Source organism: Streptomyces sp. NPDC044106 (assembly GCF_056433985.1).
Genome location: NZ_JBWKFZ010000025.1, coordinates 12,392 through 28,067, shown reverse-complemented (window position 1 = coordinate 28,067; position 15,676 = coordinate 12,392). Strand labels below are relative to the sequence as shown.

Below are 15,676 nucleotides of genomic sequence, written 5' to 3'. Positions count from 1 at the left end.
TCGGCAAGTAAGTGCCGGGGGTCGGCGGGAGTCAGGACAGTGCGGGGAGCACGGGGAGTGGGGAACATGTCGTCAGACAAGACCAGGACCAGGGAGAAAGCCGGGCCAGGGGCGGCGACCGCCGGACCCGGTACGGCGTACGCCGACGAGTCGGAGACGCAGGCGGAGATACAGGCGCAGACGCAGGCAGAGTCACTAGCGGAGGTGACGGTCGAGTCCGGGACCAAGTCCGGGGCCAAGGACGAGCCGCAGCCCCGCAGCGTCCGCGTCGTCCTCATGGCGCTGATGATCGCCATGCTGCTCGCGATGCTCGACAACATGATCGTGGGCCCCGCGATGCCGACCATCGTCGGCGACCTCGGCGGCATGGAGCACCTGTCGTGGGTCGTGACCGGGTACACCCTCGCCACCGCCGCCTCCACCCCCATCTGGGGCAAGCTCGGCGACATGTACGGGCGCAAGGGTTCGTTCCTCACCGCGATAGTCATCTTCCTCGCGGGCTCCATGCTCAGCGGCATGGCGCAGAACATGAACCAGCTCATCGGCTTCCGCGCGATCCAGGGGCTCGGCGCGGGCGGTCTGATGGTCGGCGTCATGGCGATCATCGGTGACCTGATCCCGCCGCGGGACCGCGGCAAGTACATGGGCATGATGACCGGCGTCATGGCGGTCGCGATGATCGGCGGCCCGCTCGTCGGCGGCTCCATCACCGACCACCTCGGCTGGCGCTGGGCCTTCTACATCAACCTGCCGCTCGGCGCCGTCGCCCTCGTGATGGTGACCTCCGTCCTGCACCTGCCCAAGAAGAAGGCGCAGGGACGCATCGACTACCTCGGCGCAGCCCTGCTCACCGTCGGCATCAGCTCGCTCGTGCTCGTCACCACCTGGGGCGGTACGGAGTACGCGTGGGGCTCCGCCGTGATCATGGAGCTCATCGGGATCGGCGTCGCCTCGCTCATCGGCTTCCTCTTCGTACAGAAGAAGGCCGCCGAACCGGTCATGCCGCTGCACATCTTCCGCAGCCGCAACTTCTCCCTGATGGCCGTGATCGGCTTCATCACCGGCTTCGTGATGTTCGGCGCGATGCTCTTCCTGCCGCTCTACCAGCAGACGGTGCAGGGCGCGTCGGCGACCAACTCCGGTCTGCTGCTGCTCCCGATGCTGCTGTCGATGATGGCCGTCTCGATGGTCGCGGGCCGGGTCACCACCTCCACCGGCAAGTACCGGTCCTTCCCGATCATCGGCACCATCCTGATGATCACCGGCTTCTTCCTGCTCGCGCAGATGGACACCGGGACCTCGCGGCTCACCTCGGGCCTCTACATGGCCGTGCTCGGCGCCGGCATGGGCTTCCTGATGCAGATCACGATGCTGGTCGCCCAGAACAGCGTCGAGATGAAGGACATGGGCGTCGCCTCGTCCTCGGCCACCCTGTTCCGTACGCTCGGCTCCTCGTTCGGCGTCGCGATCATGGGCGTGCTCTTCAACAACCGCGTCCAGGAAGTCATGACCGACCGCGCCGGAGCGCTCGGCGGCAAGGTCACCGAGTCGTCCGCCCAGCTGGACGCGGAGAGCCTCAAGCACCTGCCGCTGCCCGTCAAGGACGCCTACCAGCACGCGGTGTCGTCCGGTACGCACTCGGCCTTCCTGCTCGGCGCCGCCATCGCCGTCGTGGCGCTCCTCGCGGCGCTCTTCGTGAAGGAGATCCCGCTGCGCGGCTCGGGCCCCGCGGACGCGAAGACGGTCGCGGAACCCATGTAGTCCCCACCGCCCGCCTCCTCGGCGAAGCGAACAAGGCCCCCGGCGCGAGACGCCGGGGGCCTTGTCGTGTCGGTATGCGGCGTGTGTCGGTATACGGCGTGCCGGTACGCGGCGGCAGGGTCAGAAGTTGTCCGGCAGCTTCAGCACCGGATAGCTGCCCGTGTTCGTCGGCGCGTGCTCCGGGAGCCACAGCACCGCCACCGCGCCCTCGGCCGGTTCGTCGGGCGCCGCGCCCGCCGGGCGTACGTTGCGGAAGGTGAGCCGCGCGCCGAGCACCCGGGCCTGGCCCGCCGCGATCGTCAGGCCCAGACCGTGCCCGTGCCCCGCCCGGTCGGTGCTGCCCGTGCGGAAGCGGCTCGGCCCCTCGTCGAGGAGCGCCTCGGGGAAACCGGGGCCGTGGTCGCGCACCCGGACCACCCGGCCCTCGACGCTGACCTCGATGGGCGGCTTGCCGTGCTTGGTGGCGTTGGCGACGAGGTTGCCGAGGATGCGTTCGAGGCGGCGCGGGTCGGTGGTGACCTCCGACTCGTGCACGACCGTCACCGTCACGTCCGTGGTCAGTATCGCCATGCGCCGGGACACGAACTCGCCGAGCGTGATGTCCTGCAGCTCGGCCCGCTCGGCGGCGGAGTCCAGGCGCGCCACTTCCAGTACGTCCTCGACGAGCGTACGCATCGCCTGCGCGCGGTCCCTGACCAGCTCGGTCGGACGGCCGGGCGGCAGCAGCTCGGCGGCCGTGAGCAGCCCGGTCACCGGCGTACGCAGCTCGTGCGCGATGTCCGCGGTCACCCGGCGCTCGGCCTCGAGACGCTGCTTGAGCGCGTCGGCCATGGCGTCCACGGCGCGCGCCACGTCGTCGGTCTCGTCCTTCACGACACCGCCGATCGCGTCGCTGACACTCACGTCCGTCTGCCCCTGCGCGACCTCGCTCGCCGCCGTCGCCGCCTTGCGCAGGCGCCGCGACAGCTGGCCGCCGATCAGCACGCCGAGGGCGCAGCCGCCGAAGACGACCGCGATCGACCCTATGACCAGGGCCTGGTCGAGGTCCTTCATGACAGTGGCGCTGCGGTCGGTGAAACGGGAGTGCAGCGAGAGGACGTGCCCGTCGGCGAGCGGTACGGCGGCCCAGATGTCGGGCACACCGTCGGGCTTCTGCTCGACGAAGGTGGCGCGGCGGCCCTTGAGCACCTTCTGGCGCAGCTCCTGCGGAAGCTCCGGGTCGTCGACCTTCGTACCGAACTGGAGGGTCTGGCGCTGCGAGGCGGAGGAGTAGAGCCGCAGGGCGAACTGGATGCGTTCGTCCTGGACGTCGCGCGAGTTGTCGAGCATCGAGACACGTGCGGCGTTGTGCACGACCAGGCTCAGGGCGACGGCGACCAGCGCCCCGACCAGCGCGATCGCCGCGGCGATCTTCCAGCGCACGCCGGTGCGGAAGTTCAGGTTCCGGCGGAAGCGCGGGCCCTTGCGGAGGTGCGGGCCGGACCGGAGCCTTTCGCGGACACGCTCGATCGCCCTGCGCCCCCCGTTCATATGCGTCGTCCCCTGAGTGCCCTGTGGTCGGTGTGTGTGGTGGTGCGCGTACTGGTGCCGCAGCGGATGCCCGTCACGCGTGTGCTCACGCCTTGAGTTTGTAGCCGAAGCCGCGGACCGTCTCGATGCGGTCCTGGCCCACCTTCGTACGCAGCCGCTGCACATGGACGTCGACGACGCGGGTGTCACCGCCCCAGCCGTAGTCCCACACGCGCTCCAGGAGCTTGTCGCGGGAGAGGACCGTGCCGGGCGCGGAGGAGAATTCGAGCAGCAGGCGCATCTCGGTCGGCGTCAGCGCCACCGGCGCACCGCCTTTGTGCACCTCCATGCCGACCGTGTCGATCTCGAGATCGCCGAAGTGCAGCACTCCGCCGTCCGTGCCCCCGCCGTCCTCGGGCCCTGAGCCCGCCGAGCCGGGACCGCTTGCGTGCCCGAAGCGGCGCAGGACGGCGCGGATGCGGGCGACGAGGACGGCGCCGTCGAACGGCTTCGTCACGTAGTCGTCGGCGCCGGCCTCCAGGCCGAGCACCACGTCGATGGAGTCGGCACGCGCCGACAGCATGATCACCGGAACCGTCGACTCGTCCCGGATGCGGCGGCACAACGAGACCCCGTCGAGGCCCGGCACCATCACGTCGAGCAGCGCGATGTCCGGCTGATCGGCACGGAACGCCGCCAGGCCCGCGAGGCCGTCGGGCATCGCCGTCACCTCGAAACCGTCGCGCTCCAGAGCGAGCTGGGTGGCCTCGCGGATGACGTCGTCGTCCTCGACGAACAGGACGTGGGTCTGTTCTGCCATCGGATGCTCTCAGTCCTTTTCGGTGCGGCGTGCGGTGTTCCGTATACGTGGGGGGAGTCGTCGGTGGGGAGGCGGGGTCAGTCCGCGGACGGCGGCTCGAACTCGCCGTCCACCGCGTTGCCGAAGTCGTTGTGCGTGCGCCCCGACTCGGTGAAGCGGTTGGTGGACCAGTGGTACGTGATCACTTCCTCGCCGGAGGGGTAGGCCACCGAGTCGCCCTTCGCGTACAGCTGCTTCGTCACGACCAGGTCGCCCCGGTCGATCTCGGCGTAGACGGAGGCGGGTTCCTCGGCCTTGAAGACATTCTCGTACTTATCGCCCTGGGCGCGATAGACGTAACTCCCGATGCCCACCGCGTCACCGCAGGTCAGCACGTTCACCACCACATCGGAGACAGATCCTCCGGTCAGGTTGCCGTACGACACGTCGACCGGGTACGCCTTTCCCGCGCACGGCTTCAGATCCCGCTTGATCGCCGGACTGACCTGCGGGTCGTTCTTGACGAGCCGCACCGCGTCGATCTTCTTCGCGGGCATCGGCGTGGAGGCCGAGGGCGACGGGGACGGCACCGCGGAGACCACGGGCTCACCGCCTGCCGGGCCTTCGTCGCGCGCGCCGGAGCCGCCCGTCGCGCAGGCGGAGAGCAAAAGGCCGAGGGCGGCGACCGCGGTCATCGCCGCGGTCGCCGCCTGCACGCTTCGTCCGACCCGAGGGCCTAGGCCGCGCAACTCTCCCGCTCCTCACGTTCGAGCGCGCGGGCGTCCAGGTCGCGGCTCTCCAGCTCCTGGCGGAGCCGTGCGAGCGCCCGGTGCAGCGTGCTCTTGACCGTTCCGGCCGACATGCCGAGGGCGGCGGCCGTCTCCTCTGTGGACATCTGCTCCCAGTGTCGCAGCACGACGACGCTGCGCTGCTTGGGAGCAAGCACCTTCATGATGTCCATCAGCAGCGCGCGGTCCGCGTGCTGCTCGGTGGAGTCTTCCACGCTCGCGTCGGGCAGCTGCTCGGTGGGCACCTCTTCGAGCTTGCGGGCCCGCCACCACTCCGTACGCGTGTTGATCATGACGCGGCGCAGGTAGGCGTCCGCGAGCCGCTTGTCGGCTATGCCGTCCCAGCGGCCGTACGTCCGCACGAGCGCGGTCTGCAGCAGGTCCTGCGCGTCCACGGGGTCCGGAACCAGGCGCCGGGCGCTGCGCAGCAGGGCATCCTGCCGAGTGCGGACGTACTCTTCGAACTCGAGCACCTCGCCGTGCGCCATACCAAACCGCCTCCGTTCCGTCCCCAATGCCGACCGCTGTCCCTGCTCTGCGGTACGGATACGAAGGTACGGAGGCGTTGTCACGAGGTTGTGCGGAGCAGCCAGCGGCGGACGCACGGCTGTACGTAGGTTGTGTAACAGTCGCAGGAATCCGCCGGATAACTACGGTTTTCGGCTCGGCGGCCGGGCGTGCAAAGACAGGCTCTCAGGTCAGCGGCAGCCGGTACAGGCCGTCGGGCAGCGGCTCGACGAGACCGTCCGCGACGAGTCCGTCCAGCGCGCGGGCCCGCTGCACCGGCTCGTCCCACACCCGGTCGAGGACGGCCTGCGGCACCGGCACCACGGCCTCGCGCAACACGGCGAGCAGCTTGCCCCGCACCTGCCGGTCCGTCCCCGCGTACGTCTGACCCCGGCGGGCCGGGCCCTCGTGCGCGGGCTTCCCCGCCGCGCGCCAGGCGCACTGCGCCGCGATCGGACACTGCGCGCAGTTCTCGTTCCTGGCGGTGCAGATCAGGGCGCCGAGCTCCATCGAGGCGGCGGCCCACCGCGACGCGGTGCGCTCGTCCTGCGGCAGCAGGGCGCGGGCGAGCTTGCGCTCGGCGGCGGTCGTCGCGTTCGGCGGGTACTGCACGCCGGTCACGGCCCGCGCGAACACGCGCCGCACGTTCGTGTCGAGCACGGCGTGCCGCTGTCCGTACGCGAACGAGGCGACGGCCGCCGCCGTGTACTCCCCGATGCCGGGCAGCGCGAGCAACTGGGCGTGCTGGGCGGGTACGTCGCCGCCGTGCCGTTCCGTTATGGCGACGGCGGCGCCGTGCAGCCGCAGGGCGCGGCGCGGATAGCCGAGCCGGCCCCAGGCGCGGACGGCCTCGCCGGGCGCTTCCTTGGCGAGATCGGCGGGCCGGGGCCAGCGGGCGAGCCACTGCTCGTACACGGGCAGGACGCGGCTGACCGGCGTCTGCTGGAGCATGAACTCGCTGACCATCACGCCCCACGGCCCGGCGTCCGCACGACGCCACGGCAGATCACGGGCGTGTGTGTCGAACCACGCGATGACGGGGGTGTGCAGGTCCGCACCGGCGGACCCGGGAACGTCTCCGGCGGCGGGACCTTCGGTGTGGCTCTGGGCGGGACGCTGGGCGGGGCTGTCTGGCATGGGCTTCGTGGGCGCAGTCATGGCACACCCGATCCTGCCACGGGGGCGGCGGGGCGCGGGCCAACCGCGCGGTTCGGCTCGGGGGTTTCGCGGGGGGTGGGGGGTGGAGTGGCGTTGGGGTGGGGAGGGCGTGCGTGCTCGGGGAGGGCGTGCTTGCTCGGGGAGGACCTGACGATCGGCAGGGGCGGGTGAGCGTGCGAGGGAAGTAGCGTCGGGGGCGTGGGGAGACGAACGGGGGACGCGCTGCTGTGGGCGGTCCTGGCCGTGCCCGTCGTGACCGTGGACCGGCTGGGCCTGAACGAGCCGCGTTCCGCCGCACAGCAACTCACCGGCCTGGCCGTCCTCGCGATCGGCGCCGCCGTCTGCCGGACCCGCCCGCTCCACGCCTTCCTCCTCGCGGCTGCCCCCGGCCTCCTCACCGCGCCCTCCCTCTTCACCCTCGGCTTCGGCCCGGCCTTCGCCGTCTTCGCGCTGCTCCTCGGCCGCCGCGCGGACCACGCCCGCCCGGCGCTGCTCGCCCTGGGCGGCATCGCCGTCGTCGGCACCGTCAAGATCGCCGCACGTGATGTCGACCCGGTCGTGGAGTGGCTCGTCCTCATGGCGACGCTGGTGTTCGGCGCGGCCTTCCCGTGGCTCGCGGGCCGCTACTGGCGCCAGGGCCGGGAACTGGCCGCCGCGGGCTGGGCCCGCGCCGACCAGCTGGAGCGGGAGCAGCGCATCGTCGCCGACCGGGCCCGGCTGCGCGAACGGGCCCGTATCGCCCAGGACATGCACGACTCGCTGGGCCACGAGCTGAGCCTGATCGCGGTACGGGCGGGCGCCCTCCAGGTCGCCCCCGACCTGCCCGAGCCGCACCGCGAGGCCGCCGCCGACCTCCGCGCCGCCGCCGCGCAGGCGACGGACCGGCTGCACGCGATCATCGGCCTGCTCCGCGAGGAGGGCGACGAGCAGGCGCCGCTGGCCCCGGCGGGCGAGAGCGTCGCGGCGCTCGTGGCGCGTGCCGGGGAGTCAGGTTTGAGCATCACGTACGCGGATGCCGGAGGCGGCGCCCCGGACGGCACCGCCGAGCCGACTCGCGGAGTCGCCCACCGCGTCGTCCAGGAAGCCCTCACCAACGCCGCCAAGCACGCGCCGGGCGCCCACGTCACCGTGACGGTGGCGCGCGACGACTCCGCGACGACCGTGACGGTCACGAACGGCGGGCCGCGCGACGGGAGTACGGGCAACAGGAGTACCGGTGACGGGAGTACGGGCAACGGGAGTACCAGTGACGGGGGTAAGGGCGAGGGGGATTCACACACTCCGGGGCCGCCCCCGTCCGCGCCCGGTGGCGGCTCCGGCCTGCGTGCCCTGCGTACGTACGTGACGGATGCGGGCGGCACCCTCTCCGCCGGCCCGTACGGCGACGGCTTCCGGGTCACCGCCCGCATCCCGGCCGACCGGCCCGCCCCCACGAGGCCCCCGTCCGCCGGCGTCCGCCTCGCGTACGCCCGGCGCCGCACCGTCCTGGCCTTCGGCGTCGCCGTCGGCACGGGCGCGCTGCTCGTCGGGGGGACCTTCGCCTGGTACGCGTACTCACGGACGCACTCCGTCCTCGACCCCGCCGACTACGCGCGCCTGCGCGTCGGCGAGAGCCGCGCCGACGCGGAGCGCGTCCTGCCGGACAGGACCGTCGCCGATCCACCGCTGGAACGGGCGCCCACGCCGCCGCCCGCGGACGCCGACTGCGTGTACTACCGCGCGAGCGGCGAACTCTTCACCGCCGTGGCGCACTTCAGGATCTGCTTCGGCAAGGACGGACGCGCCGAGGACGGACGAGCCGAGGGCGAGGGCCGTCTCGTGGACAAGACCGTCATTCCTACGGTGACGAACATGAGGGACGGGGAGAGGGAGAGGACGCGGTGAACGAGTACCGAGCGGCGGGCCGAGCAGGGGAGGGCGCGGAAGGGGAGGGCACGGACGGGACGCGGTCTGCCATCCGCGTTCTCCTGGCCGACGACGAGGCCATGATCCGCGCCGGCGTGCGCGCCATCCTCGCAGCGGGCCGGGACATCGAGGTCGTCGCGGAGGCGGGCGACGGGCGCGAGGCGGTGGCGCTGGCGCAGGCCCACCGCCCCGACGTGGCGCTCCTCGACATCCGCATGCCCCGCCTGGACGGCCTCGCCGCGGGGGAGGAGATCGTCCGGACCGTGCCGGGCGCCGCGGTCGCGATGCTGACGACGTTCTCCGAAGACGCGTACATCGCGCGGGCGCTGAGCGGCGGAGCCACGGGCTTCCTGCTGAAGTCGGGCGACCCGCACGAACTCATCGCGGGGGTACGGGCGGTGGCGGGCGGCGCCGCCTTCCTCTCGCCCAAGGTCGCCCGGCACGTCATCGACGGCTTCGGCGCCCGGCGCATGGAACGCGGCGCCACCGCCCGCGCCCGCGTCGAGGCCCTGACCCCGCGCGAGCGCGAGGTGCTCGGCCTGGCCGGGGCGGGCCTGTCCAACCCGGAGATCGCGGCCCGGCTGCATCTGGTGGAGGGCACGGTCAAGGCGTACGTCAGCACGGTCCTCGATCGGCTCGGCGTCAAGAACCGCGTGCAGGCGGCGATCGTCGCGTACGAAGCGGGGCTCGTCCCGGAGACGGAGACGGAGACGAAGACGAAGACTGAGACGGACTGACGGAGCGAATCCCTCGCGGCCGGGTCAGCTCCAGTTCGAGTCGTCGCGGCGGAACGACATCGTCGGGGAGTCGTACGCCGCCGGGTCGTAGGCGACGGGGTCCTGGGGGGCGGCTCCGTGGGCGGCGGGCCGGTGGGTCGCGGGCCCGTGAGCGGGTACCGCGGCCGGGGCCGGGGTGTGCGCGTGCGCGTGGGCGGTGGCGCGTACGGGGCCCGGGCCCGCGAACCACTTCACGATCCCCGTGGACGACCCGCGCATCGCCAGCGTGACCCGCGCCACGGCGCGCGTGGTGATGCGTACGAGGACGAACACGACCACCGCGCCGAAGACGAGGCCCACCGCCACGTCGTGCGGGTAGTGCACACCGACGAAGACCCGCGAGAAGGCCATGAGCACGGCCATCGGCACCGTCAGCGCCGCGATGCGCGGCCAGGCGAGCGCGAGGCCGACGGCGGCGGCGCCCGCGATCGTCGAGTGGTTGCTGGGGAAGGACCAGTCGCCGTGCGGCGGGCACTGGACGAGCGGGTTCAGCGCGCCGGACACCGCACGGCAGGGACGCTCCTCGTCGATCGCGGACTTGAGCAACTCACTGCCCACGTACGCCACCGCGGTGGCGAGCGGAGCGAGCACCGCGATCGCCAGCGCACGGGGCTCCCCGCGCCTCGCCCGCCACCAGGCGACGATGAAGAGCACGCCGAAGAGCAGCAGGCCGAGCTCCGTCCACACCTCGGCGAGGTGCTGGAACCACGACGGCGTGTCGTGGGCGAAGTCGGTGATGTCGCGGTAGAGGTCGTCCGTCATGGTGTCCATGATTGCGGACGGTACGGAGTGGGGCCGAATCGTCACACCTGGCGATCGACCCGTCACAGACCCTGTCCATGGACAGGGGTGGCGGGCGGTTCCAGGATGATGATCCGCAAACTTTGTGGCTCAAGGCGGCGGGTGGGGCGGGAGAAGTACCGGATCTCTCGTAAGGTTTGGGCGTGGGATCTCTGCGCAATCCGGTCGGGCCGCTTCCCTCCACCATCTACTGGCGTCGGAGGGCCGTTCTGCTGTCCGTACTCGGCCTGTTGGTACTGCTCGTCGTCTGGATCGTCGTCTCCGGTGGTGGCGGCGGCAAGAACGATGCCGACGGGCCGGGCGGCAACGGACCCGCCACGTCCATCACTCCAGGCCCCACCGGGTCCGGGCCCGCGATCAGTGAACACCCGGGCGGGCGGGACGAGTCGAGCGAGGGCTCCGGCTCGGGCTCGGGCGGTTCGGGGGGCTCCGGTTCCGGCTCGGGCGGGGCCGGTGGTTCCGGCGGCTCCGGTGGCTCGGCGGGTGCTGTGGGCGGTGGCTCCGGTGATGACGCCAAGGGGGGCGGGGGGTCGGGTGACCGGCTTTCGGCCGGTTCGCGGTTGCCCAACTGCACCAGCGGCGACGTGAAGTTGAAGCTGCGCAGCATCCGGAACACGTACGGCATCGACGAGAAGCCGAAGTTCGAGCTGATCGCCCAGAACAGCGGCGACAAGGCCTGCAAGGTCGATCTCGGCGGCAAGGGCACGGTGCTGACGATCACTCAGGCCGACGGCGACGACGAGTTCTGGTCGTCGGCCGACTGCCCTTCCGGCGACGGGATCCTGCTGCTGCGGGTGCCGTCGGAGGGGCGGGTCACGCACTCCGTCCAGTGGGACCGGCGGCCCAGCGCTCCGCACTGCGCTACGCCTTCGGCGGGAGTCGCGGAGCCGGGAACGTATCTCGTCGAGGCGAAGGCGGCGGGCCTTGGCACTGTGCGGGCGTCTTTCGTCCTTGAGAAGGACTGAGGGGCTGAGGGACTGAGGGGGCGCACGCCACCAAAGGGAACCCGCCCCCCGCACCCGCCGAAGGCTAGACGTACCGCTCCAAGATGGAGGACTCCGCCAACCGCGAGAGCCCCTCCCGTACGCTCCGTGCCCGCGCCTCTCCGACTCCGTCCACCGTCTGGAGGTCGTCCACGCTGGCGGCGAGCAGCTTCTGCAGGCCGCCGAAGTGCTCCACGAGGCGGTCGATGATCGCGCCGGGGAGCCGGGGGACCTTGGCGAGGAGGCGGAAGCCCCGGGGGGAGACCGCCGAGTCCAGCGCCTCGGGCGAGCCCGTGTAACCCAACGCCCGTGCCACCGTCGGCAGTTCGAGGAGCTCCGCATGCGTGAGGGAGTCCAGCTCCGCGAGCGCCTCGTCGACCGTACGTGACCGCTTGGCCGTCGGCTCGGGAACGTAGTCCCGGACGACCAGCTCGCGCTCGGGCTCGACGCCCGCGATCAACTCGTCCAGCTGGAGGGCGAGAAGGCGCCCGTCCGTGCCGAGCTCCACCACGTACTCGGCGATCTCCGTGGCGATGCGCCGCACCATTTCGAGGCGCTGGGCGACCGCGGTCACGTCCCGCACCGTCACCAGGTCCTCGATCTCCAGCGCGGAGAGCGTGCCCGCGACCTCGTCGAGGCGGAGCTTGTACCGCTCCAGGGTGGCTAGCGCCTGGTTGGCGCGGGAGAGGATCGCCGCCGAGTCCTCGAGGACTCGGCGCTGCCCGTCCACGTACAGCGCGATCAGGCGCATCGACTGGGAGACCGAGACGACGGGGAAGCCGACCTGCTTGCTCACCCGGTCCGCCGTGCGGTGCCGCGTGCCCGTCTCCTCCGTGGGGATCGTCGGGTCCGGCACCAGCTGCACGCCGGCGCGCAGGATTTTGGTGATGTCCTTGTCGAGGACGATGCCGCCGTCGAGCTTGCACAGCTCACGCAGGCGCGTCGCCGTGAACTCGACGTCCAGGATGAAGCCGCCCGTACACATCGACTCGACCGTCTTGTCCCAGCCGAGGACGATGAGGCCGCCGGTGTTGCCGCGGAGGATGCGCTCGAGTCCGTCACGCAGTGCCTGGCCGGGCGCGACGGCGCTCAGGGAGGCGCGCATCAGCCCATCGGCACCGGAGCCTGAACCCGGCTTGCCGGGAACCGCTGCCCGGTCGTTGGCTGCCACTGCACTCCCTCGGTCGCAGGTTGTCCAAGCCTCTGCCGACACCTTGTTTCGTACGGAGCGTCATGCGGCGCTTCGTACGGATGGGCGAGACCAGGGCAAAGTCTACCGGCGCTCTTCCTCCTTCCGTGGGGCCTCTCGGCGACGGGAGGTCGGAAGGACACGCAGGGCGTCACCCATGTCGGCGACTTCGATGACCTTCATACCGGCGGGGATCCTGCCGGGGTCGGCCGGTACGAGGGCGTGGGTGAAGCCCAGGCGGTGCGCTTCGGCCAGTCTGCGCTGGACGCCCGTGACCCGTCTGACCTCGCCCGCCAGGCCCACTTCCCCGATCGCGACGAGGTTCTTGGGCAGGGGAGTGTCGCTGGCGGCGCTGGCCAGGGCGAGGGCGACGGCGAGGTCTGCGGCGGGCTCCGTCAGCTTCACGCCGCCGACCGTCGCGCTGTAGATGTCGCGCTTGCCGAGGGCCGTGATCCGGCCGCGCTGCTCCAGGACGGCCAGCATCATCGAGACGCGGGAGGTCTCCAGGCCGGAGGTGGTGCGGCGCGGGCTCGGGATCTGCGAGTCGACGGTGAGCGCCTGGACCTCGGCGACCAGGGGGCGGCGGCCCTCCAGGGTGACGGTGAGGCAGGTGCCGGGGACGGGCTCGGCGCGGCGGGTGAGGAAGAGGCCGCTGGGGTCGGCGAGTCCGGTGATGCCCTCGTCGTGCAGTTCGAAGCAGCCGACCTCGTCCGTCGTCCCGTACCGGTTCTTGACGCCTCGTACGAGGCGCAGGCGCGCGTGCCGGTCGCCCTCGAACTGCAGGACCACGTCGACGAGATGCTCGAGGAGGCGGGGTCCTGCGATGGCGCCGTCCTTGGTGACGTGGCCGACCAGGAGCGTGGCCATGCCGCGCTCCTTGGAGGCGCGGATCAGCGCCCCTGCGACCTCGCGGACCTGCGCCATGCCGCCGGGCGCCCCGTCGATCTCGGGCGAGGCGACCGTCTGGACCGAGTCGAGGACCAGGAGCGAGGGCTTGACCGCGTCCAGGTGGCCGAGGACGGCGGACAGGTCGGTCTCCGCCGCCAGGTACAGGTGGTCGTCGATCGCGCCGATGCGGTCGGCGCGCAGCCGGACCTGGCTCGCCGACTCCTCGCCGGTCACATAGAGCGTGCGGTGCTCCTCGCTGGCCGCCTTCGCCGCGACGTCAAGGAGGAGGGTGGACTTGCCGACGCCCGGCTCGCCCGCGAGGAGCACGACGGCGCCGGGGACGAGGCCGCCGCCGAGCACCCGGTCCAGCTCGGGCACGCAGGTGGAACGCGCGGTGGCCCGGCGCACGTCGACCTCGCCGATCGGGACGGCGGACGAGGTGACCCGGCCGGGGGCGGTCGTGCGGACCGCGGGCGCGCCGTACTCCTCGACCGTCCCCCAGGCCTGGCACTCGGGGCAGCGGCCGAGCCACTTGGCCGTCTGCCAACCGCATTCGGTGCAGCGGTAGGACGGACGGTCCTTGGTGGATTTCGTACGGGCAGCCATGCTCGAAACCGTAGCCGAGCCCACTGACAACGCGTCCCGGCGTCGTACCTCGTCCACTCCGTCCTCGCCCGGAGTACTAGCCAAGGCCACGGAATCGCGGGTTCCTGTCCCCTTTTGAGGGATCTGTTCACCCGTAAGGGTTAAAAGTGCTGGAGAGAGAGGAAGGGAACTGCAGCAGCCACCTAACTTCGCACGGGTGACGAGCAGCAGGGCGGAAACTTCCACGAACGCAACCGGCGCACACCGGGCGCACCGTGACGCGCACAAGCGCGTGGTGCCACGACCGGCGCCCGGCCCCACTCTGCCCGCGCGCTACGAGCCGTTCCTGGACGGTCTGTTCACGTACTGCCTGTCCGTGCTCTGCGATCACGACGCGGCGGCCGCGGCCCTGGGTGACGTGCTGCATCTCGCCGAGCGCCGGGGCACCCGCGGACCCGAGGCCGACGGCGACCTCAAGGCCTGGCTCTACGCCCTCGCCCGCTGGGTCTGCCTGCGCCGGCTCGCCGAGGCCAAACGCAGCCGCGAGGGCAGACACGCGCACGCCTCCCGCGCTTCCCACTCCTCTCACGCCTCCCACGCCTCTCACGCCCCCAAAAGCGCCGAGCGAGAGGCGAGCGGGGCGAAAGAACCCGGCACTTCGGAAGACACCGCCCGTCAGCAGCACCGCGAACTCGCCAAGCTCGCCTGGCCGGAGGCCGCCGGTACGACGCCCGAGCAGCGCGAAGCCCTCGAACTGGCCGTACGCCACCAGCTCACCCCGGCCGAGGTCGCCGCCGTCCTCGGCATGGACCTCACCAAGACCCGCAGCCTCCTCGCCTCCGCCGCCTGCGAAGTGGAGCGCACCCGCGCCGCGCTCGCCGTCGTGGAGACCGGCAGCTGCCCCATCGTGGCCCGCCTCACCGGCGACAACCAGCTGCTCCTCGGCGCCGCCCTGCGCCGCGAGCTCGTCCGGCACGTCGACGACTGCCCGCGCTGCCGCCGCACCGCCGAGCGCGCCGGGTCCAGCGCCTGGCCGGGCACGGCCGTCAGCCCGGCCACGCTCCCCGTCGTCGAGGCCCCGCGCGCAGCCCTCCACGTGGCGATGGCGCACCTCCCACGCGCGCGGGGCGCCGTCCCCCGCTACGACCGGCGCGGCTTCCCGATGGACCCCAAGGACCATGCCGCCCGCCGGGACCGCATCCGCGCGCGTGCCGTCACGACGACCGTCGTCGCCACCGTGGTGGCCGCCCCGGTGTTCGCCCTCTGGGCCGCCTACCGCGGGGCGCCGCTCACCGGCGAGGGACACGACGGGCGTTCGGTCAGCGCGAGCGACGAAGGCTCCGACGGCTTCGGCAGCGACCGCGCGCGGGACAGCTACGAGAACGCGGGCAACGCCCGCAAGGGCCCCGAGCCCCGCTTCACCGCGGGCAGCCACTCGCCCGACGTCTCCGTGGAGGTCATCAGCGGCGGGTCCTCGTCCGGTTCGTCGACCGGCTCCGGGCGCCTCACCGTCCGGGCCCGGTCCAGCGGCGACACGACACTCATCACGCTGACGGCGTCGGGCGGCGCCCCCGTCCACTGGTCGGCGAGCGAGAGCGCGTACTGGCTCTACTTGAGCCGCTCGTCGGGGACGCTCGCGCCGGGCGAGTCGGTCACCCTCCAGGTGTACGTCGACCACGCCCGCGAACCGGCGGGTCACTGGAGCGCACGGGTCTCCATCGCCCCTACGGGCGCGCTCGTCTCGATCGACGGCTACGGGGCCGGGCGGCCACCGGGCCACCCGGGACCGAGGCCGAAACCCACCGACCCGGGCCGGCCCCGCCCCCACCCGACCGACCCCGGACCCTCGGACCCGGGGCCCTCCGACCCCGGACCTTCCGACCCCGGCCCCACGCCGACGCCCACGGACCCGACGCCCACGCCCTCGGACCCGCAGGACCCGGGAGACTCGTCACCGCCACCGGGCAACGGCGACGAAGGGCCGAGCCCCGGCTGAGGGCCGAGCCCCGACGAAGGGCCGTGCCCGA

At 72.2% G+C, this 15,676-nt stretch carries 13 protein-coding genes; 5 read left to right on the top strand and 8 right to left on the bottom strand.

From position 1 onward, the window contains the following. Positions 1-66 precede the first annotated feature (66 nt). Positions 67-1,761, top strand: coding sequence for an MDR family MFS transporter (locus AC07DI_RS33330; RefSeq protein WP_478908306.1), 1,695 nt, complete (start codon positions 67-69; stop codon positions 1,759-1,761). Positions 1,762-1,881: 120 nt separating this feature from the next. Here the strand turns inward: AC07DI_RS33330 and cseC are convergent, their stop codons facing one another. The 5 genes from cseC to AC07DI_RS33305 all read right to left on the bottom strand — a co-directional run bounded on the left by cseC (position 1,882) and on the right by AC07DI_RS33305 (position 6,522). Then, positions 1,882-3,291 (bottom strand): two-component system sensor histidine kinase CseC, encoded by a 1,410-nt coding sequence (gene cseC / locus AC07DI_RS33325; RefSeq protein ID WP_478908305.1) that lies wholly within the window; start codon positions 3,289-3,291, stop codon positions 1,882-1,884. A gap of 85 nt (positions 3,292-3,376) precedes the next feature. Continuing rightward, the gene (cseB, locus tag AC07DI_RS33320; RefSeq protein WP_478908303.1) at positions 3,377-4,090 is read right to left on the bottom strand and encodes a two-component system response regulator CseB; all 714 of its coding nucleotides are present in this window, start codon (positions 4,088-4,090) and stop codon (positions 3,377-3,379) included. Positions 4,091-4,167: 77 nt separating this feature from the next. Then, positions 4,168-4,764, bottom strand: a complete 597-nt coding sequence (locus tag AC07DI_RS33315; protein ID WP_478908393.1) for a hypothetical protein — start codon at positions 4,762-4,764, stop codon at positions 4,168-4,170. Positions 4,765-4,805: 41 nt separating this feature from the next. Beyond that, positions 4,806-5,345 carry a SigE family RNA polymerase sigma factor gene (locus AC07DI_RS33310; RefSeq protein WP_055567865.1) on the bottom strand — a complete coding sequence of 180 codons (540 nt, stop codon included), beginning with the start codon at positions 5,343-5,345 and terminating at the stop codon, positions 4,806-4,808. Positions 5,346-5,550: 205 nt separating this feature from the next. Further along, positions 5,551-6,522, bottom strand: coding sequence for an HhH-GPD family protein (locus AC07DI_RS33305; RefSeq protein WP_384259106.1), 972 nt, complete (start codon positions 6,520-6,522; stop codon positions 5,551-5,553). Positions 6,523-6,720: 198 nt separating this feature from the next. On the opposite strand from AC07DI_RS33305, the gene AC07DI_RS33300 reads away from it, so the two are divergent. Together AC07DI_RS33300 and AC07DI_RS33295 are read left to right on the top strand one after the other, a co-directional pair. Then, positions 6,721-8,406, top strand: coding sequence for a sensor histidine kinase (locus AC07DI_RS33300; RefSeq protein WP_478908301.1), 1,686 nt, complete (start codon positions 6,721-6,723; stop codon positions 8,404-8,406). Between the two features lie 101 nt (positions 8,407-8,507). Further along, positions 8,508-9,164: a response regulator gene (locus AC07DI_RS33295; protein WP_478908392.1), complete on the top strand. Its 657-nt coding sequence runs from the start codon at positions 8,508-8,510 to the stop codon at positions 9,162-9,164. Between the two features lie 24 nt (positions 9,165-9,188). On the opposite strand, the gene AC07DI_RS33290 is transcribed toward AC07DI_RS33295, so the two are convergent. Continuing rightward, positions 9,189-9,974 (bottom strand): phosphatase PAP2 family protein, encoded by a 786-nt coding sequence (locus AC07DI_RS33290; RefSeq protein WP_478908299.1) that lies wholly within the window; start codon positions 9,972-9,974, stop codon positions 9,189-9,191. A gap of 173 nt (positions 9,975-10,147) precedes the next feature. Between AC07DI_RS33290 and AC07DI_RS33285 the strand changes: the two genes are divergently transcribed. Then, on the top strand, positions 10,148-10,969 hold the full coding sequence (locus AC07DI_RS33285) for a hypothetical protein (protein WP_478908298.1): 822 nt from the start codon (positions 10,148-10,150) through the stop codon (positions 10,967-10,969). 64 nt (positions 10,970-11,033) lie between these two features. Here AC07DI_RS33285 and disA read toward each other — a convergent pair whose 3' ends face one another. Together disA and radA are read right to left on the bottom strand one after the other, a co-directional pair. Beyond that, entirely contained in the window at positions 11,034-12,158 is a 1,125-nt protein-coding gene (gene disA / locus AC07DI_RS33280) for a DNA integrity scanning diadenylate cyclase DisA (RefSeq protein WP_384259096.1), read from the bottom strand. A 102-nt stretch (positions 12,159-12,260) separates the two neighbouring features. After that, positions 12,261-13,670 carry a DNA repair protein RadA gene (gene radA / locus AC07DI_RS33275; protein WP_384259094.1) on the bottom strand — a complete coding sequence of 470 codons (1,410 nt, stop codon included), beginning with the start codon at positions 13,668-13,670 and terminating at the stop codon, positions 12,261-12,263. A gap of 196 nt (positions 13,671-13,866) precedes the next feature. On the opposite strand from radA, the gene AC07DI_RS33270 reads away from it, so the two are divergent. After that, complete coding sequence (locus AC07DI_RS33270; protein WP_478908295.1) at positions 13,867-15,645, top strand: BACON domain-containing protein; 1,779 nt, start codon at positions 13,867-13,869, stop codon at positions 15,643-15,645. Positions 15,646-15,676: the final 31 nt, after the last annotated feature.